Raw genomic sequence first — 20,168 nt, forward strand, 5'->3', positions numbered from 1 at the left:
CCACAATTTGTTCTTTCTTCGCAATATAATCGCGCATCACTTGAAGCGCTTCTTTATCACCAGCTTCAGCTTTTACTTTAAGTTCAGCAAAGCCTAAGCCACCTGAAAGCACTTCCAACTCAGACATTAATTTATCAAAATGTCGTTGCTGACTTTCAGTGAAGTTAGCGTGGAGAGATTTTTCAGTTAATTGTTGGGATTCTGGGTTTAGCATGTGAGGTAAACGTTAACCAATCTCCTGCTGATTATCAATATACGGCTGAAGAACTTCTGGAACTTGAATTTTACCATCCTTGGTTTGATAAATTTCCATTAACGGAATCAAAACTCTTGGTGTAGCTACAACTGTATTATTTAATGTATGACAAAAATGAATTTGACCTTCACTGTCTTTATATCGAAGATTTAATCGACGTGATTGAAAGTCCAGCAAAGCTGATGCACTATGAGTTTCACCATAGCCCTCTCGACTAGGCATCCAGGTCTCAATATCATTCATATAATATTTACCTTGTCCCATGTCACCAGTACAAATATTCAAAACTCGGAATGGTAACTTTAGACTTTGCATAAACTCTTTTGAATTGTTCAATAATTCAGCATGCATTTCCATAGATACCTTCTCATCATTTTTGCAAATAACAAACTGCTCAATCTTCATAAACTGATGAACTCTGTACAAACCATGAGTATCTTTTCCATAAGAACCTGCTTCACGGCGAAAACAAACTGAAAAGCCGGCGTAACGAAGTGGTAAATCTTCTTCTTTTAAAATCTCATTAGCATGATATGAACCAATAGCAACTTCAGATGTACCAACTAAATATTTGTCATCTTTTTCCAGGTGATAGGTTTCATCCTCTGATCCAGGGAAAAAGCCAGTGCCTCTCATAGCAGCTTCATTAACAATCACTGGTACATTCATCAGAGTATAACCTTTGCGAGAAATGAAATCTTCTGCATATTTAAGAACTGCGGCTTCCAATCGCGCGCCATCACCTTTCAATAAGTAAGATCGACTACCTCCAATTTTTACAGCGCGTTCATTGTCAATAATATCCAGATCAGCACCAAGTGTCATATGATCCTTGGGAGGAAAATCAAACTTTGTCGGTTCACCCACCTTTTCAATTTCAATGTTACCACTTTCATCTGCACCAATTGGCACATTTTCATGAATATACATTGGAACACTCAACATTAAATTTTCATATTCAGTCAGAAGTGGCTTTAACTTGCCCTCAATCTCGTCTTGCAGTGCGCTAACTTCCTTCATTTCAACAAACGCTTGTTGTTTTTCACTTTCCTGCATTTGTGGAATTTGTTTACTAACCTGATTCTTGCGAGTGCGTAATTCCTCAAGTTGTTGCGTTAGCTTTCTACGTTTTTCATCTAATTGTAAAAGCTTATCAATATCAACCTGAATATTTTTATGTCGAGCAATTTGTTTCAACTGCTCCTTGTTTTCACGAATGTATTTTATGTCTAGCATATTATTTAGTTAAAAGTTAAAAAGTTTATAAAGTTAAGAGTTGAGATATTTATAAAATATCAAAAATATTATACCCCCAAGGGGAAAAATAGGAAAATATACAATATGAAATGTCCAGTCGATAATTTTCAGTAAGAATTGGGTATTTAGTATTGTTTATTAGGTGTTTTCATATGAACTATTATACTAAATATCACAAAATTTAGCAAAATAACCTTGGCCTTTCGGTCAACTCAAGGTCAACCTGCCATGCGATACTGCATGGCTGTAGAACAACAGGTTGACAAAACCAAAAATGTATGCTATATTGCTCAGTCCTCCTTAAGGGCTTGTTACAGAAAACAGGTTCGTCACGAAACTCTAAAATCCTGTGATAGAATCTTCAAAAATTCATGAGGCAATGTATTAATATTGTTGAAAGAATTTTAGGAGATAATAGCTAAAATTTGAGAATTGCAGTAGAAGCTGTATTCAGTAACAATCCCTATATGGCTGCACCTAAATCTGGAGGAGCCCCATTTGCACAGTGCATTTGGGGCATTTTTATTCAAAATGTACTAAAAAAGGCGCGAAACATTGTTTCGCGCCTTCTTGTGTATCATTTCTAGCTAAATACTTATTAGCGATCAATACTGGCCAAATGAGCAATTCTTTCCTCCCTCTCTCTGTCAGAGCCAAATTTGAACGTGGAGAATGTCGCTGCATTGCGCGCCTGAGTCCTTCTCTCACCACTCAGCTTCCCATCACAATCCTTGCACACTCCAGTCTCACTGACAATTGCAGAAAAAGACTTGCTTTTCCCGCAGTCCCGACAAATTACAACACTCATGATATTACCTCCACTAAATTAACAGCTGTCACTAGAAGAATACAGTATATAACATAAATCTTAAATTGTCAAGTACGTCGTAATGGTTCAATACCTTTGCAATATTAATGAGTTAAATTTTGCCTACTTAGCCACCTGGGGTTGAAAACCCCAGGCTATTTGTATTCTAAACCCCCATAAATGGGGCTAAGTCTCTTCAGGCTACTTTAGTAGCCTTTACAAAACTTAGCCTGGCCCTTTCAGGGCCAGGTGGCTAAATACAATAATTATGAACATTTATATCCTAGAATTAATTACATTTAACTCCACTACAAATGTTGCCAAGCTCTTGACCTTATTTCGGTACGTGATCTCACTTTACTTGTTTCATTACATATATTATAATTGATTTACAATCCTCCTCGCTCTGCCCCGAGCGGAAGGTGTGCTTCGCTACAGCCCTAACCAGACAATCGGTTAGGGCTTTTTTCTAACTAAAAACTCCGTGCTCAACATTGAACCGGAGTTTTTTATTAATAATATTTGTTTAATATTTGTACAATATTTGTGTAATATTTATTCTTTTGGTTTCATCAACGGAAAGAAAACTACATCACGAAGATTATCTTGCTCAGTCAGGATTGTTAAAATTCGATCAATTCCCATTCCCCAACCAGAAATTGGTGGCATGCCGTATTTCATTGAATCTACAAATTCTGGATCACCTTCCATGGTTTCGTCATCACCAGATTTTTTAAGTTTCGCCTGATCCTTGAATCGTTTTTCTTGATCTATTGGGTCAACTAACTCTGAATAAGCTTTGACAATTTCCCAACCACCGACAACCAACTGAAATTGGTCAACGATTTCTGAATCATCATCATTACGTCGCGCCAAGGGCTGTAATTCAATTGGATAATGATATAAAAATACTGGATCAATAATTTTTGGTCGAGAAACTTTTTTGTAAAGGTTATCAATCAAAGTTGCCAGTCCCATATGCTCCATATCATCAACTTGAATCTTCTTCTTTTTCAAATCTTTCACTAAATCTTTTGGGTTCTTATACTTAGCAACGTCTAACCCACAATCTTTCTTTACCAACTCAATAAAGTCCACTCGCTTCCACGGAGTTTTGAAATTAACTTTCCGTTTTTTGCCATCCTTACCGGTAATTTCAAGTTCATGTGGTAAATTTAATTTCTTAAAAATAAATTCAAACATCTTTTCAGTGAATTTTATATTATCTTCAAAATCCCAATAAGCACAATAATGTTCTAAATGAGTATGCTCTGGTAAATGTGATGGGTCAATACCTTCATTCCTGAATGCTTTGCCAATTTCAAAAATTTTATCATAACCACCAATGATCAATTGCTTCAATGGAAGTTCATGTGAGATTCGAAGAAACACATCAATATCTAAACCGTTATTATGGGTCTTGTAAGGTTTGGCATGCGCGCCAGTGGCACTATGCAGTAAAGTCGGAGTCTCAACTTCGAAAAAATCTTCTTGCCAATAAAACTCCCGCAGAGCTCTGATAAATTTACTACGGAGTTGAAAGCGTTGCATGGTTTCCGGATTGGAGATCAAATCCAAGTAACGCTGACGGTATGTTGCTTCCACATCTTTCAGTCCATGCCATTTTTCAGGTAATGGTTTCAAAGCTTTACCAAGAAAGGTCCATTTATTAACAAGGATAGTTAGTTCACCTTTGTGCGTTACAAAAAGCTCACCTTCCACTCCAATAAAATCACCCAGATCAATTATTTTTTGTAATTGTTTATAATCATCCTTACCTAAATCATCTTGCTTGAACGCAATTTGCATGCGACCAGAAAAGTCACTTAAGTGAGCAAAGGTTAATTTGCCCATATCACGAAACATTACTAAACGACCGGCAGTCTTTACTTTTTTGCCCTCCTTCATTTCTTTACATTCAGCCAGAGTCTGTTTCTTGTCAAACTTAGCTGGATAAGGCTCTACTCCCATTGATTGTAGTTTTTCTAATTTTTGCAGGCGAACTGCTTCTTCGTTTTGTTCCATACAATTGATTACTGAATTATACTGATTTACTGAACGTAAATATCAGCAAATCTTATTGAATTTATTTTAAATTTACAACACGTCGTATTTTAACACCTTTATTTGAAAATAAAATTAACAAACCAACTTTTTTTCCAGAAATTCTTAAATAATCATTAATTTGATCGAATTCACTTTTAGCAAGATAACTACCAACCTTCAACTCAACGACAACCCGCCCATCTATAACGAAATCAAATATTCTTCGACCAATTTTTTCTCCTTTATACAAAAGATCTACTCTAACCTGTTCCTTATACCTTATCTTATTAAGTCTAAACTCTTTAGCAAGTGCCAACTGATAATACTTTTCTCTATGCCCACTGCCTAAGCTATTTTAAACTTCAAATGCTGCACCTATTATTTTATCAGTTAATTCCGATTCTGGATAATTTTTGTTTACATTAATACTCATAAATATTCAGCATATCAGTATTATTCAGTACTCACTTACAGAATTATACCTGAATTAGCAAAATTTTGCAAAAAATAAAAAACGTCCCAGATTGCCAGAACGCTTATTGACTTCTACTCCAATGCTTCTTCACTCAGGTACCACACGTACACATAATAAGAACAACTATTCTCTGAATCCCCAATCGCGGTACTTAACTTAAATTTCTTAATGTCAGCTTTATTTCTATTAACAAACTCTTTGGCCAATCTTTGACCAGCATCAAAAGTGTCGTCATAAGTATTACCGTGATCTTTACTGTGTGTTCTGAATACACGTATCTGCCACTCTAGAGGTGTGTCTACTTTTGACATAACGCCTCCTATTTCAACTCTTCTTCAGCAAAATAGGCCAACTGAATATTCATAAAATCGTCGCCGTTGCCGTCCCTTCCATAGGTTATTGGCACTATCTTATAATCAGAACTTCCAATTCCGTGTTTATTCACAAAATCCAGAACAGCTTGCACGCAGCCGTCATTAACTTCAGCGATTCCATCTTTGCTATCTTTATTCGATCGCCAAAATGATTTACGAAACCATTGCCTATACTTGCTTTCACTCATTATTCACCTCCATATCACTTCAAAAGAGTTTATAATAAACCTTAATTTTTGTCAACCATTTTTTATCCAAACAAAAAAACAACTAAACTGCTGTTATGTGTTATGTGATACGTATTATGTAATTACTTAATTTCAATAATTTTGAAAACAATAGTTCCTCGTGGTGCTTCAAATTCAACGGTCTCACCTGGCTTCTTATTCATAAAAGCTTGCCCAATTGGCGACTCATTGGAAATTCTACCAACTGCAGGATCAGCCTCGTTAAACCCCACCACGGTGTATTCTTTTCGATTGCCAGTGGCGTCCTCGGCTATAAAACATGATCCCATCCCAACCTCATCAGTTGAAGTGTTAGGCTCAGAAATAATTGCTATTTTCAAACAACCTTCAATCTCACTGGCACGTGCCATCATTAAACCCTGCTCATCCTTAGCATCATGATACTCGGCATTTTCTGATAAATCCCCCATTTCCTTAGCTTGTTCGATTTTTTCAATAACTGCTGGTAATCTTACTTTTTTTATTTGTTCTAACTCTTTCTCTAGCTTGACTTTACCTTCTTCTGTTAAAATAATGTGGTCTGACATAATACAAATGGGATAAAGGTGACAAAGGAGATAACTTGAGTTCAAATTATCAGCAAAATCACAACTCCACTTTTTTCAAAATAAACACAGATACGTTTATTACCTGATTTAATAAAATTTGATTATATTTAAATTATAGTTCATTTTTGGTTAATATACAACAATATAGTAAATAGTAAAGTGTAAAGAGTAAATAGAATTACATTTTACCTTTTACTCGTTACTTTTTACTTATAATAGTTAAAATACCAATGCATAAACTCATAAGCAATCGGTGCTGCAATCGCACTTCCTTCGCCACCTTCTTCAACCAAAATGGTCACCACAATTTCTGCATCATTATACGGAGCAAATGAAGTAAACCAAGAATGGGGAGTTTTGTCAGTAGCCCACTGAGCAGTTCCAGTTTTAGCAGCGGCGGTGACCGGCAATGAATTTAAAATCTTAGCACTTCCTTGCGTTACGGCCTGCCTTAACCCCTGACGAATTATTTGCAAAGTTTTATCAGCCACAAACTGTTCATTGAGTATTTCTGTTTCGATTTGAACTTCTTTCTTTGCAACCTGATCATAATAACGGTCAATCAATATTGGTTTCAGTAATTTTCCACCATTGGCAAAGACTGCCGTAAAATTTGCTACTTGTAATGGTGTAACTAATAAATCACCCTGACCTATAGCCATATGATAGGTGTCACCAATATACCATTGCTCACTTTTGGCTTTTCTTTTCCACTCTGGATCTGGTAAAAATCCTGGCTTTTCATTGGGCAAACTTATATTTGTTAATTTATTTAAGCCAAACATTTCAGCAACTTGCTTGATTTGCCGAACGCCCATGCCCTCAAACTCACCATAACCACCACCAATGATATAGAAAAAGGTATTAACCGAATCAGCCAGTGCTTTTCGAACATTAGTAATACCATGACCACCAGCCTTCCAATCAGGGAAAAACCACTCGCCTATTCTAATTCCACCGGCACTCAAAAAGGAAGTATTTTCATTTATGACACCTTCTTCCAATGCACCTGCGGCCACGACCGGTTTAATTGTCGACCCAGATGGGTATTCACCACTAATTACCCTATTAAAAAGTGGGTTGTCCTTATTGTTAATCAAATAAGCAAACTCTTTGGAACTAATTCCCTCAGCAAATGAATTATTATTAAAACCAGGAAGACTAAGCAAGCTGTAAATTTTTCCAGTTTGAGGATTCATTACGACAGCAGCGGCTTTATTGGTTTTTAACTTTACTAAATATTTTTCAATTATTTCTTGTAATTTGGCTTGCATCGTCAAATCAATAGCTAAAAATAAATTATCACCCTTAACCATTTCTTCTCTAGCAATAATTTTTATAGCTTTTCCGCTGGAATCAACTTCAATCTGTTCTCGACCATATTGTCCACGAAGTTGGTTTTCAAAAGATCCTTCTATTCCAGTTTTTCCGATGGAATCATTTAACAAATAACCCTGTGAATATAACTTTGAAAATTCTTCAGGATTAATCTTACCAGGATAACCCAAAATATGTGCTAAACTACTTACTGATTGATTGTTTTTTTTGTCCAAATATTGACGTCGAGCTGCAACTTCAATGTCCACTCCGGGATGATTAGTACTCTGTATACGCATGGTAACAGCTTTTTCATAGGTCAAGCCATCAATTAACATCACTGGCTCAAAGTATTCTTTAACAGTTGCTTTTGTCTTCAAAACTTTTTCTAACTTTTCCTGATAATCAGGGTCTTCAATATTTTGTTTCAACCACGTCAACGTTTCCTCCTGATTCTTATCCGTTTCCAATTTTAAATCATACATGATTATGTAGACTGCAAAGTTAGGCACATTTTTTACCAGCTCTTGACCATTCAAATCATAAATTATTCCACGTGGAGCTGGCAAATTAATAACTCTAAGGCGATTTTGCTCAGCTAGGCCGTGATAATACTCACCACGTACTACCTGCAAAAAGAATGACTGCAAAAACAAAATAAAAAAACAGGCAAGAACAAACATCAAAAACCAAACCAGTTTTTTATTACTCAAACTTAAGCCCAAGTAATTCTTGCCTGTACGCGCTAATTCATCTTCTGAAAAATCGATATAAGCCTCTTCAACCCAAGCTGTCCTTTTTCTTTTTTTGGAATTTTCATCATTTATATTTAAACCTCCACCCAAAAACAAAAAACCGTCTTCAGGCAGGTTACTTTTATTGTGCTTTTTTCTGAAAAATAAACGCCAACGCATATTTATTGTTTGGTAGTATCTATAAAGACAGCCTTAAACCTTCGGCTAAATAAGTTAAACACTGCAAATAACAAAACAGAAAGAACTAAATTAAACAAAATTTGCCAGAGTAAATCATTTATAGAATTTACAGTTAAATGATTAATCAAAGAATAGTCCTTGACCTTTATCAGGTAATTGACAGCCGTGTACATGTAGAGAAAAGCATTATAAACAATCGTGGAAATTACAGTCAGCCCAACTAGCGTATAAAGAGATTTATTAGTAAGAAAATGTACAAATATCTTGTAGGCGACATACATTGTTAATAATAAACTAACCAGTAAAGCCCCAAAAGGCAAAGCAGAATATAAATCCAAAATTACACCTAGTATAAATGCGTAGGTAGTCCCAATTGAAAACCGACCCACCATTGAAATAAAAATCAATACTACTATCAAAACATTAATCTTGCCTAAGTTTGCAGGAAAGAGCGCTACCATTCCTAGCTGTAGACCCGCCAATAATAAAATAAAAAAAGTGTGTTTGATTAGCTTAATCATCGTCTTGATTATATTTCAAAATATTTACTATATTGATTTTATTGAAATCAACCATGGAGGCCAAAGCGGCCTCCTGAAACAACTCTTCTGGCTCATTAACAATACTCTTGATCTGACCAATTACAATATTTCCCGGCACTTTTTGTTCTAAACCTGAAGTTACTATTATATCGCCCTCTTTTATCATCTCAGTCTGTGGGATTAAACGCATTTTTATTCCCAAGCCAAACTCACCCTCTACCACCCCTATTGTTCGTGATTTATTCTGGATCCTCGCAGCTACCTTTGACAAATCATCATTAATTAACAAAACAATAGAACTATTTTTATTGACTTTGATAATTTTGCCAATCAACATATTTTGTTCTGCTAAAACAGGCTGCCCTACCTCAATTCCGACCTTACTTCCAACATCAAGGATCAAGGCATTTTGTGAACCGTCGGCACTTTGACCAATCACTCTAGCGATTTCAAACAAATATTGATTTTTGTCTACAAACTGCATTTGTTCACGCAAAAATTGATTTTCTTCTTGTTCAGACACACATCTACTTTTTTCGTTAATCAGCATTGCTAATTGATCCTTCAAATCCTTATTCTCTTGGACCAAAGCTTGTTTAGACCTAAAATTCAAATAATTATCCCCCACCCAATAAGAGATTTGGTAAACTGATCTTAATACTGGTTTAGTAGCTGACACAGCCAAATTTTCAATTGGTCTTAGAACTTTTATGTAATGTAAAAAAAACAGCAGTAGAACAATTACCACTGAAACAATAATTAATTTTGTTGATTTTCTATTTAACATTACCATGAAAACACCAGAACACGAGAACACTAGAACACCTATAGCAATTGCTTTAATGCTTTAATATTTTAATGCTTTAATGTTTTTATCAAATTACCTCACCATTTTCTCCTCATTCGCTGAAGGTAATAAAACTTGTTCCAATAATTTTTCATCATCCAAAAGTAAATTAATACCTCGAATTGTGCAGGTTGTTGGATCATCGGCTATTCTCACTGGAATTTCAGTTTCTTTACTAATAGTTTTTTCAATTCCGCGGAGCAACGATCCACCGCCACAAAGAATAATTCCTCTTTCATAAATATCAGCGACTAATTCTGGTGGAGTTATTTCCAAAACACTTTTAATTGAATCCACCACCTGGTTAACCGTTGAGGCCAATGCCTCCCTCACCTGATAATCGTTGATCATAATCTCCCTTGGCAAACCTGTGATTAAATCCCGCCCTCTCATTTCGATAGAAATTGATTCTCCTTGTTCATGAGAAGATCCAACTTTTATTTTTATTTGCTCAGCAATCTTTTCACCAATTAACAAATTAAAGTGATCTCGAGCATATTGAATAATATTTTTACTTAAATCTTCACCAGCTATTTTTAATGATTTCCAAATAACTACGCCGTGTAATGAGATAACTGCAATCTCAGTTTTACCACCACCCATATTTATCAACATACTACCCGAAGCATCCTGAACCGGCAGACGTGCACCAATAGCGGCGGCCATTATTTCTTCAACCAAGAAAACTTTTCCCGCTCCTGCACCCAGAGCTGCATCTTCGACAGCCTTTTTTTCTACCTCGGTAACGTCCAGAGGGATGCCAATAATCACACTAGGCCTAGCTGTAAAATTAAGATTCTCTTGGAAAATTTTGTCAAAAAAATACTTTAGCATTTTTTCAGTTACTTCAAAATCAGAAATAACCCCTCGAACCAAGGGATATGCCAAAGTAATATATGCTGGGTTTTTGCCAACCATCTTGCGAGCATCTTCGCCCACTGCGATAATCTGATCCAAACGATTATTCACAGCTACAATTGATGGTTCACGAATAATTATTCCTTTATCCTGCAAACACAAAATTGTATTAGCTGTGCCTAAATCAATCCCAATCTTTTTTGAAAACCTATTTAAGAATTTTCTAAACATAAACTAACTCCCTGCCCTCCTATGTCAACTTTTTAACAATTTGATTAAGTTTAATCAATTCCATTTTTTCTTGATTTCGTTGCTTGAATTCTATGCTTTCTTGGGCCAAGGTTTTTTCACTAACCACAATTCTATATGGCATACCAAGTAAATCGCTATCATTCAATTTCACGCCAGCTGATTCCTCTCTATCATCATATAAAACCTCAATTCCAGCCTGCTGCAACTCATCATAGAGTTTGTCACTAACAGCCTTAATTTTAGCGTCTTTTCCAAGGAAAAGCAAATGCACCTTGAATGGAGCAATAGACTCAGGCCAAATCATACCTTTGTCGTCATGGTGAACCTCAATTACAGACCCCATAACCCTAGATGGCCCAATACCATAACAACCCATGATCACTGGTTGTTCCTTGCCATCTTTATCAGTATATTTAAAATTAAAAGCAGTACTGTATTTGGTTTTTAATGGAAAAATATTTCCAACCTCAATGGCCTTGGCCTCTAAAATTTGACCACCACATTTAGGACATTTATCGCCAATTTTAACTTCGCAAATTTCATCATTCTGTGCAAAGTCACATTTATCGCAGTAAAAAACTGTATCTTCTCCGCTATCAGTAAAAACCTGAAACTCATGTGAGTATTTAGAAAAGTCGCCACCTGAAGCCTCCACTATTTTAGCGTTCAAACCACAACGTTTGAATACATTCAAATATGCTCCTTTGGATTTTTCATAGTATTGCCACATGTCCTCCTCATTAAGATGAAAACTGTATAAATCTTTCATGCTAAATTCTAAACCACGCAATATTCCTGATTTAGCTCTAGGTTCATTGCGGAACTTATCCTGAATTTGATAAACAGCCACAGGCAAGTCCTTATATGATTTAACAAACTTTTGTACCAATGGAGTAACCACTTCTTCGTGGGTCCAGCCTAAACCATAGTCCTTTTCACTACGACCCTTAAGCTGAAACATTACCTCAGGACCTGGACTTTCCCAACGTCCAGTTTTTTGCCAGATTTCCTTTGGTGTTAATGCCGGCATTAATATTTCCTGACCATCAATGACCTCCATTTCTTCCCTAACAATCTTTTTCACTTTATCCAAAACCCTCAATCCCAATGGTAAATATGAATAAACTCCGGCCATTAATTTATCTACAAAACCAGCTCTAATTAATAAGCTTGCATTGGTACTGACTTCATCTTTTGGTAATTCCTTAATTGTTTTGGTGAATAGTTTTGATTGACGCATAATGTTAGTAGATTCAAGTTGATAGATTCAAGTGAACAATTACCAAAATCTTTAATCTTAAATCATTAATCTGTAATCTAATTGAGTTTTTTATATGAAATGAAAAATAATTCAATAACCGTAGTGAAAGAAATTACAATCAACATCAACCACCAGGTCAAATATCTTTGACTTTGTAAAATCAAAGCCATGATGATTATAAAAGTAAATAATATTGCTTGCCTTGAAGCTAGGCTAATACTCTTTTGCGGGACTTCATCTTTTTTTAGTAATTTAATTCTGACCCAAATACCGAACAACGACAGCAAAGATCCCAAGGAAAAAGCTAAACTAATGTAAAATAAAAACAAACCTAATATCCCAGCTTCAAATGGATTTATAAAAATTAAAACCAAAATCCAGGCTGCCCAACAGATAGCACAGCAAACTGATAAAATGATTGAATACCTAGTTATGGTCATATTGCCTATATCAATTTTAGCATTAATATACTGGTCTTTCAATAGAGGTTTGTACAATTTTCAGCTTTTTTACTATTTGACCACCAAATTTCTTGTTGATAGCCTCAATTATTGAATTTTTCTTAAAATTTAGTTCCTGAGCAATAATTGAATTAGCAGTCTCAACTTTCAAGATCTGACTCTTCAATGAAATAACTCTAACCAGCTCGTGCCCCTTTTTTCCCCAAAATTCACGCATTAAACCATTGGCAAACTCAACAACCATACCGGACATTATTTGTTTAGCCAGTGGTTTTTTCTTAAATCTAGAAAGTAATATTTTTTGTAGTGAATCCGCCATAAATTTCAATTACGTAGACTAATTTTGTCTAAATTTACTTAACGACTATTGACAAAATATATAATCTATGCTATAATACTAAGATTTGATGATTGAAAAATAACTTTCCCTTAAGGAGGATACCATGAGAAAGTTCATCAATTTGTTTGTGATTTTAGGAATAATTATGTTTGCCAGCAACGTGCAAGCAAAAGATGTGGATATGTCAAACTTTGACATGCGCGTGCGATTCAGCCGTGCAATAGAGTCCTGGGCGTTTCACAACTTCGATGTCCTGTTCGAGGCCAATGCATTTATCACTGACTACCAGACGATGAATGCCATGTTTGGTCTGTTGTACCACGTCGATCGGAACAGTAAACTGGTTCTGATGATTGGTCAACAGTTGGGCGCAGGCGTGAGCAGCAACAATGTAGCTCTGACCGGTCGCTGGCATCAACGTGTAAGTCGGGTTGTAGGTTTCAAGTTGGAGGCGGATCTTTTCATTCCCATCCAGGCCAACAATGCCGAGAGCCAACCCACGGTCGGCTTCAGAACCTACGAGTCACTTGACTTTATGATCGAGCGCAGGATGTTCATCTCGCTCGGACTGGAACAGGAAAAGCTGGACAACTTCCGATATCGGTTCGGACCCAGTTTCACCTGGCAGTGGCTTCGAGTTTGGGCCGGATACCTTCATCAGGAAGAATCCGGTACAAAGCAAAGTTCCACAAATCAGCCAACGCCGGTGAACGCACAACCTCGCTGTACTGACTGCGACTGCGGAGATATGTTCTTCGCCTCAGTAGCGCTAACCTTCTAATTTCTGACCGCAACGGTCAAGAAAAACTCTTCAATGCATCTATTGGGGAGTTTTTTTGTCCATTAAAACATAAAAACATGAAAGCATTAAAGCAATTACAGTAAATGTTCTGATGTTTTTATGTTTCAATGTAATTCAGCTTCTTAAACACTGCCACTAAAATATTCTCCAAAAATTGATCTCGGGTATGAATATCAATGTCCTTATCTACACCTTCATCTTTTTCCATATAACGCCACATTTTCTTTTTCTTATCCCACAAATCAGTATTCTTCATCCGACACCAATCTATTTCACCCTCGTCTGGATCTTCAACTAACCCATGGGCCAAGCTTCCTAGAAGCTGCACCCTTGATACGTAGGAATCAGCCTCATCTGACAATTGATCATTCCACATACCCTCCGCTTCTTGGTAACTGACTTTTTTCAAGTCACGATAAACCTGCTCAGCTTTTTCTTGATTACCTAAAAAATATTCAACTATAACTTGAAGTAAATAGTTTTCAGTCATTTGACTTGAATCTTCACCAAATTCACCTACTCTATTCATCCAAACTTCTGCCTCAACGTCATATAACTCGCTTTGCTGTATCTCACTATAAAAATCCTTAGCTCTTGCCATCTGTCCATCAAACACAAATGCCAGGACGCCATAAAGCTGTGAATTACAATAAAAATTTTCTGGTCCATCAAATCTATGTTTATATAAACCATCACTCTTGCACCTAATATCAATTAAGTGCAGAAAGCTATCCGTAAAACGCTCTTGCGGCTTAATTAAATTCATATTAATTGCAGATAAAAACTGTGTAGCTGAAGTTACCCGACTGACACCTGATTCAGATTCAACGAAATCATCCCATAATCCGGTATCGCCATAAGCCGTTGTTTTAAATAACCTACCTGTATTTTCTTTGACTTCCTCTGATGGCCCGCTTCGTAGCTTTTCTAATAATTCATTTGGCTTCATCAACGGAAAAAATTCCTTAGTTTCAATAAAATTAACGATTTGTTCTTTTTTTGTTATATAGTCCCGCATTACCTGAAGTGCCTCCTTACTTCCCGCTTCCGCCTTCGCCTTAAGCTCAGCAAAACCTAAACCGCCTGAAATCACTTCTAACTCAGACATTAATTTATCAAAATGACGTTGCTGAACTTCAGTGAAGCTAGCGTGGAGTGCTTTTTCTTGTAATTCGGATTCAATTTTCATAAACCAACTTTATAATTCAATTTATTCAGGAAAATATAGCATATAATTATGTTTTCTTGAAGATAGCTCCCCAGTCTGTAATTCTGCTTCGACATGTACCCTTACTTGCTCAGGCTCATTATTAATATGCTCGACTGCTGTTATGCTTATTGATGTGACTTCTTCTTTATCAAGCAAAGATTGCAATCGACTACCGACAATGTTTTCTGGATTCCTCTTACTCTTATCAAGTTGATAATGTTTATGCAATTCTAATCCAAAAATCGACTTAACAGCCAACGTAGTGATAAAACCGTTCAAAACTTGTTGAACATGATCAGTCTTAATTAATTGATCTGAAAAAAGCCAAAGCGGAGTATTGTCAAGCATTTTTACTTTATAGAGTAATCCACGACTATCCTCTTGGGTAACTTCTTCAACTTCACACATCTTCCCATGGTATGGTTTACCTGGATGCCAAACCATCCCCTCATCACCAACACCAATAAAATATGACTTCCACTCTAAATTAGTCCCTAAAGGTATTTCTTTAGTTTCAATGAATTCAACAATCTTTTCTTTCTTAGCGATATAATCACGCATTACTTGAAGCGCCTCTTTATCCCCTGCTTCTGCCTTTGCCTTAAGCTCAGCAAACCCAAAACCATCTGAGATTACTTCCAACTCAGACATTAATTTATCAAAATGACGTTGCTGAACTTCGGTGAAGCTAGCATGAAGTGCGCGTTCTTGTATTTGCTCTAGTGATTTCATTTTATAATAGTTAATTTTTTATTTTTAATTTCTCGAAAATCGCAGTTAAAATAATATCCATTAACTCATCCGAAGTATTATAACCTTTTACACTGTTCTCTGTAGCTCGCCAACAACCAGACTCAGGCTCAACCCAACGTGGGTCTTTTTTTAATTCCTGCCATTTTTCTTTTGCCTCATAGGGACTACCCAAAATGGCTTCAGCCATGATACCCATTAGTTGATCAGTTGAAGTTCTCTCTACCTCTTCATCGTGATGATGGTAATTAGACTGTTTCCAACCAAGTTTTGGATCATAATATTCCTGTTTAAGATTTCCAAATCCCTGTCGAGCTTCTTCTTCCTGACCAAGAAAAAAGTTTACTAATTGATACAAAAGTTGATCTTTAGAATACAAACTTAAATCAGTAAAGTTTAATGTTTTATTTTGAGTTGTATCTGGGGTCACACTAGTAAACCATGAATCAAACTCTTCCATATAAAACTTAAGTTTCTTTAAATCTGACAAGCGCTGACCAGCAGTATCAGCAAGATCATTTTTGGGCTGGATCAAAACCATCAAAATACTCAAAAATTGCCCTTCAGCATCATACTCTTCAACCCCAAGACTCAGATCGGCACAATTATATAGCCTGTTTTCTCGGTTATACATTTTACTTTCCCACGGCTGTGTTATTGAAGTTTGTATGTCACCTGTCAATTGGCCTGCCAATTCAAGAAGAACACAATTCCTATGGGTCACTGCATTACCTACCCCACCAAGTTTTTGGGTTAACATTTGCTTTTGCTTATCAAAGGCTGAAGTATATAACAATACTTGTAATTTTTCTTTGGCTTTTTCAGCTGTGCCTTCATTTAAAATATTTCGCATAGTTTCAGCGTCTATATATGGCATTCGCTTGGTTTCAATAAACTCCACAATTTTTTCTTTCTTTGTAATGTAATCCCGCATAATTTGAAGTGCTTCTTTACTACCCAACTCAGCCTTTGCTTTAAGATCAGCAAATCCTAAACCACCTGAAATCACTTCTAATTCAGACATTAATTTGTCAAAATGTTGTTGCTGAGCCCTATTAAAGTCAACCTTTAGTGCACTTTCCTGAATTTGTTCTAATGTTTTCATGTTTTACAATTTTCGAAATTCACAAATATCTTTAAAGTCACAATGCCCACAAATGTGTTGACTGGGTTTAGGATCAAAATTTTGCTTTTTAATTTGTTCAATATTATCCAAAAACCTTTGTTTGAGTTTTTCCTTGTCTTTAGAGTTGCCAAGAAAAGAGACTTGGCTGTCATCATCAAGAAAATAATAGGTTAATTTTTCTAACTTTATATTCAAAACTTCTTCAGCTGCAATCTGATAGAACATTAGCTGGCGTCGGTCCTCTGTGGATAATTTTTCTTTAACTTGCCCAGTTTTGTAATCAATAATTTCAAACTGCCCTTTTTCTAATTCATCCACTCGGTCAATACGCCCAACAAAGGTGTATTCCCCAATCTTCAATCGGAACGACTGTTCCAATAATTTAACTTTTGGTTTGTTTTTTTCAAAACCTTGGTGGAAGTTTTTTAATAAATCTTTGCCTTTTTCTAAATACTCCTCTTTTTGTTTTGCATTAACATACCAATCATCCTGCCAGTTTTCATTATAAACTTCATATAACCTTTCTAACGACAATAATCTATTTTGGTTTGCTGGTTCGCGAGACATCCCTGTCTCGCTCCCTCCTACCGCAAATATATCTTGTTGGGTATGCAGTCCAACCGTAAAACATTCTTCCAAAAATTTTTGTAAAGTATTGTGAATAGTTGAACCAAATGAAAAATAGTGATTACCAAAGGTTGGAATTTTTAAAACATTGGCAAACTTGTACTTCAAAGGACAAGTTTCATAAGTCTGCATTTGTGAATAACTAAAATTGCGCGGTAGCTGATATTCAAAAGCCTTAGAGTCATCCTTTTGTACTCGCTCAACTGTAGGCTCAGCTTTTCCAGATTCTTCAGGTTTATTATACCCTAATTCTGTTAAAAAGCGAGACAATTTCTTTTTTCGTGCTCCACCATAGTCATCAGCTGAAGTGAAGAACAATCCCCTTTTTGCTCTGGTCATTGCTACATAAAATAATCTCCGTTCTTCCTCTAAATGAAAATCACCTTCTGAGGAGTCTTCTTTTATCAAAGAATCTGGAATTTCAATTACCTCTTTACGCTGATCGGTCGGAAATTTTCGATCAACCAAACAAGAAACGAACACATAATCAAATTCTAAACCCTTGGCACTGTGAATTGTCATAATACGCACCATGTCCGGACCAGTTTCCACGTCAAACGCCAATTTCCCACTTTCGCCCGATTGCATTTCCATATTCAAAAGCTCCATTAAGTCACTAAGCCTCGGATCCTCATACGACATTTCCACTTCTTGAATTTTCTTGAAAAATTGTTGAACAAAATCTAGCGTTTCTTTTGCTTTTGCTGGTTCCAAATCATTCAAATACTCCAAATAACCTGAGCCGTACAAAAAACTTAATAAAACTTCAGTCGGTTTTTTATTTTGTGCTAACTGAGTATCTTTTTCAACTTGAACTAAAATATTGTTAATTGACTTCAAAGTTTGTTCAGTTAAGCCTGGAACTGTTGAAGCCTGCTTTAATGATTCGAATATAGATATTGATTTTCTCTTAGCTAAATGAACCAATTTAACAATTTGTTCAGGCTCAATATTTAGAAATGGCAAGTTTAGAATTCGATAAACTGCCGCGCTCTCATGATAATTATCCAGCAACTTGAAATAATTAATAATATCAACCACAACTGATTTATTGTACAACCCTCGCATAGCCAGGAATTGGTACGGAATTTGAGCTTGTTCTAAATAATTAATAAAAATATTGGCGCTATCATTAGCCCTAACTAAAATTGCTATATCTGACCACTCCGCTTGCTGATCTTGTTTTAATTTTATTATTTTTTGAATTACTGCCTTTGCCTCTTCCTCAACAGACGACAAATGATAGTGAACAACCTCGCCTTTTTCAGAAACGTTAGATTTTAATTTTTTATCAATACCTAATTTTTCCTCCAATCGATATGGATTGTTTTGTAAAATAAAATTGTAGGCTAAATCTAGAATTTCCTGTGTAGATCGATAGTTTTCTATTAATACAACTTCTTTAGCCGTTGGGTAATCTTTTTTGAACTGCATTATATTAGAAATCGAAGCTCCACGAAACTTGTAAATGCTCTGATCATCATCTCCTACAACTGTGATATTGTTTTTGGGTGTGGCCAAAAGTTTAATTAACTCGTATTGAACAAAGTTTGTATCCTGAAACTCGTCAACCAAAATGTGTTTGAACTGTTGACGATATTTAGCCAAAATTAATGGGCGCTTTTTAAATAATTGAATTGTATAATTTATTAAATCAGCGAAATCCAAGCTCTCATTATCAATTAAAATTTGCTGATAAGTCTGATAGGCATTGGCAATTTCCTCAATTCGAAGAATTTCTTGTTTTAATATTTCTTTTTGATTAGCTTCGTCAACCTTACTGAAATCTATTTTGTTTACGAAATCGTGAACATCATCATTTAACTTGATTTCCTGTGCATATTTTAAATAATTTTCAGGATAAATACCTTCATCCTTGCAACGAGAGAAATGCTTTAACAGTGCGTGGATAAACTTGGTTGGATTACCTAACGGCTGATAATATTCTAATTTGAACTTGTCCAAATTTTTCCTCACCAAGAGCCAGGCCTCCGTCCCATCCACGAGTTTGTAATTATTTGGCAAACCAATATCCAGAGCATGCCGTTTCAAAATTTTGTCACAAAAAGCATGAAAAGTTGAAATCCACAAATCAACATAACCATATGGAAGCATTTGATCCACGCGCTCTTCCATTTCCTGCGCAGATTTTTCAGTAAAAGTTAAAGCTAATACTTCATCAACATTAGCATTTTTTTCAGTAATCAAATATGCAATTCTGGCAGTTACAACCCGAGTCTTCCCCGTACCAGCTCCAGCCACAATCAACTGAGGTCCATCTTCGTGAATAATGGCTTGCTTTTGTTGTTCATTTGATTCAGAAATTAGACTCATATGTGTATATATTAGCACAAAAAAGACCCGTCAGACAAGAGACCCAAATCAGGTATCTTTACATGCTCCTGTCTCTCCTAGGCCACCTTGAGACTTGACATTACTTGAAATAATTGCTAATCTATTGAAATCAAGATTGTACACATTGACACCAAAAACCATAAATGATATTTTAGAAAAGTATTTGTACAGCTAGTTCATTTAAACTCTTAGTGTGAGGAGATCAAATGTCGAGATTCTCTGATGGCCGTTTTTGCACTCAGCCCAATGGGCAAGGAGGAACATGCAATGCGTTAATGGAGGAAAAATCAGTTTTTTGGCGTTGTCCTAAAGGGCATGATATAGTTTTCATGGAAAGTGAAGAGATAAAGGAAAAACTTGCTCGTGAACAAGTACGTTCAGAGCATGGTGGTAAAATTGCTTTTCGTAGTGCTTTATCAATGGACGGAAAAGAACTCTTTGCTAGACCAAACACACGCGGTGGTGCAAAATAA

At 35.9% G+C, this 20,168-nt stretch carries 21 protein-coding genes; 2 read left to right on the forward strand and 19 right to left on the reverse strand.

What is annotated here, in order from left to right:
- The 15 genes from HN643_00675 to HN643_00745 form a co-directional block, all read right to left on the reverse strand.
- A partial coding sequence (locus HN643_00675) for a hypothetical protein (protein ID MBT7500171.1) occupies positions 1 to 214 on the reverse strand: 214 nt, incomplete at its 3' end.
- Positions 215 to 226: 12 nt separating this feature from the next.
- Positions 227 to 1,492: a serine--tRNA ligase gene (gene serS, locus HN643_00680; GenBank protein MBT7500172.1), complete on the reverse strand. Its 1,266-nt coding sequence runs from the start codon at positions 1,490 to 1,492 to the stop codon at positions 227 to 229.
- Positions 1,493 to 2,111: 619 nt separating this feature from the next.
- Positions 2,112 to 2,321: a hypothetical protein gene (locus HN643_00685; GenBank protein MBT7500173.1), complete on the reverse strand. Its 210-nt coding sequence runs from the start codon at positions 2,319 to 2,321 to the stop codon at positions 2,112 to 2,114.
- A gap of 555 nt (positions 2,322 to 2,876) precedes the next feature.
- A complete protein-coding gene (lysS, locus tag HN643_00690) occupies positions 2,877 to 4,346 on the reverse strand; it encodes a lysine--tRNA ligase (GenBank protein MBT7500174.1) in 1,470 nt (489 codons plus the stop codon).
- 61 nt (positions 4,347 to 4,407) lie between these two features.
- Positions 4,408 to 4,683, reverse strand: a complete 276-nt coding sequence (locus HN643_00695; GenBank protein MBT7500175.1) for a GxxExxY protein — start codon at positions 4,681 to 4,683, stop codon at positions 4,408 to 4,410.
- A 230-nt stretch (positions 4,684 to 4,913) separates the two neighbouring features.
- Positions 4,914 to 5,153, reverse strand: coding sequence for a hypothetical protein (locus tag HN643_00700; protein ID MBT7500176.1), 240 nt, complete (start codon positions 5,151 to 5,153; stop codon positions 4,914 to 4,916).
- An 8-nt stretch (positions 5,154 to 5,161) separates the two neighbouring features.
- Positions 5,162 to 5,404 (reverse strand): hypothetical protein, encoded by a 243-nt coding sequence (locus HN643_00705; GenBank protein MBT7500177.1) that lies wholly within the window; start codon positions 5,402 to 5,404, stop codon positions 5,162 to 5,164.
- 122 nt (positions 5,405 to 5,526) lie between these two features.
- The gene (gene greA / locus HN643_00710; protein ID MBT7500178.1) at positions 5,527 to 5,991 is read right to left on the reverse strand and encodes a transcription elongation factor GreA; all 465 of its coding nucleotides are present in this window, start codon (positions 5,989 to 5,991) and stop codon (positions 5,527 to 5,529) included.
- A gap of 227 nt (positions 5,992 to 6,218) precedes the next feature.
- A complete protein-coding gene (gene mrdA, locus HN643_00715) occupies positions 6,219 to 8,243 on the reverse strand; it encodes a penicillin-binding protein 2 (protein ID MBT7500179.1) in 2,025 nt (674 codons plus the stop codon).
- Positions 8,244 to 8,245: 2 nt separating this feature from the next.
- Positions 8,246 to 8,785, reverse strand: a complete 540-nt coding sequence (mreD, locus tag HN643_00720; protein ID MBT7500180.1) for a rod shape-determining protein MreD — start codon at positions 8,783 to 8,785, stop codon at positions 8,246 to 8,248.
- Entirely contained in the window at positions 8,778 to 9,593 is an 816-nt protein-coding gene (mreC, locus tag HN643_00725) for a rod shape-determining protein MreC (GenBank protein MBT7500181.1), read from the reverse strand. The genes mreD and mreC overlap by 8 nt, the downstream gene beginning before the upstream one ends.
- A 93-nt stretch (positions 9,594 to 9,686) precedes the next feature.
- Positions 9,687 to 10,742, reverse strand: a complete 1,056-nt coding sequence (locus tag HN643_00730) for a rod shape-determining protein (GenBank protein ID MBT7500182.1) — start codon at positions 10,740 to 10,742, stop codon at positions 9,687 to 9,689.
- A 19-nt stretch (positions 10,743 to 10,761) separates the two neighbouring features.
- The gene (locus tag HN643_00735; protein MBT7500183.1) at positions 10,762 to 12,003 is read right to left on the reverse strand and encodes a hypothetical protein; all 1,242 of its coding nucleotides are present in this window, start codon (positions 12,001 to 12,003) and stop codon (positions 10,762 to 10,764) included.
- A gap of 77 nt (positions 12,004 to 12,080) precedes the next feature.
- Complete coding sequence (locus HN643_00740; GenBank protein MBT7500184.1) at positions 12,081 to 12,464, reverse strand: hypothetical protein; 384 nt, start codon at positions 12,462 to 12,464, stop codon at positions 12,081 to 12,083.
- A 22-nt stretch (positions 12,465 to 12,486) separates the two neighbouring features.
- Positions 12,487 to 12,804 (reverse strand): DUF721 domain-containing protein, encoded by a 318-nt coding sequence (locus HN643_00745; GenBank protein MBT7500185.1) that lies wholly within the window; start codon positions 12,802 to 12,804, stop codon positions 12,487 to 12,489.
- A 124-nt stretch (positions 12,805 to 12,928) separates the two neighbouring features.
- Between HN643_00745 and HN643_00750 the strand changes: the two genes are divergently transcribed.
- Positions 12,929 to 13,606, forward strand: a complete 678-nt coding sequence (locus HN643_00750) for a hypothetical protein (protein MBT7500186.1) — start codon at positions 12,929 to 12,931, stop codon at positions 13,604 to 13,606.
- A 118-nt stretch (positions 13,607 to 13,724) separates the two neighbouring features.
- On the opposite strand, the gene HN643_00755 is transcribed toward HN643_00750, so the two are convergent.
- Genes HN643_00755 through HN643_00770 form a run of 4 tightly spaced genes read right to left on the reverse strand, consistent with a single transcriptional unit; the run spans position 13,725 to position 19,674 of the window.
- Positions 13,725 to 14,816 carry a hypothetical protein gene (locus HN643_00755; protein ID MBT7500187.1) on the reverse strand — a complete coding sequence of 364 codons (1,092 nt, stop codon included), beginning with the start codon at positions 14,814 to 14,816 and terminating at the stop codon, positions 13,725 to 13,727.
- Between the two features lie 21 nt (positions 14,817 to 14,837).
- Complete coding sequence (locus tag HN643_00760; protein MBT7500188.1) at positions 14,838 to 15,569, reverse strand: hypothetical protein; 732 nt, start codon at positions 15,567 to 15,569, stop codon at positions 14,838 to 14,840.
- A gap of 10 nt (positions 15,570 to 15,579) precedes the next feature.
- A complete protein-coding gene (locus HN643_00765) occupies positions 15,580 to 16,692 on the reverse strand; it encodes a hypothetical protein (protein ID MBT7500189.1) in 1,113 nt (370 codons plus the stop codon).
- A gap of 3 nt (positions 16,693 to 16,695) precedes the next feature.
- Entirely contained in the window at positions 16,696 to 19,674 is a 2,979-nt protein-coding gene (locus HN643_00770) for a UvrD-helicase domain-containing protein (protein MBT7500190.1), read from the reverse strand.
- Between the two features lie 227 nt (positions 19,675 to 19,901).
- Here HN643_00770 and HN643_00775 point away from each other — a divergent pair, with 227 nt between their 5' ends.
- On the forward strand, positions 19,902 to 20,168 hold the full coding sequence (locus HN643_00775) for a hypothetical protein (GenBank protein ID MBT7500191.1): 267 nt from the start codon (positions 19,902 to 19,904) through the stop codon (positions 20,166 to 20,168).

The organism is Candidatus Falkowbacteria bacterium (assembly GCA_018674305.1).
Lineage (GTDB): Bacteria > Patescibacteriota > Patescibacteriia > UBA11705 > JABHMO01 > JABMRF01.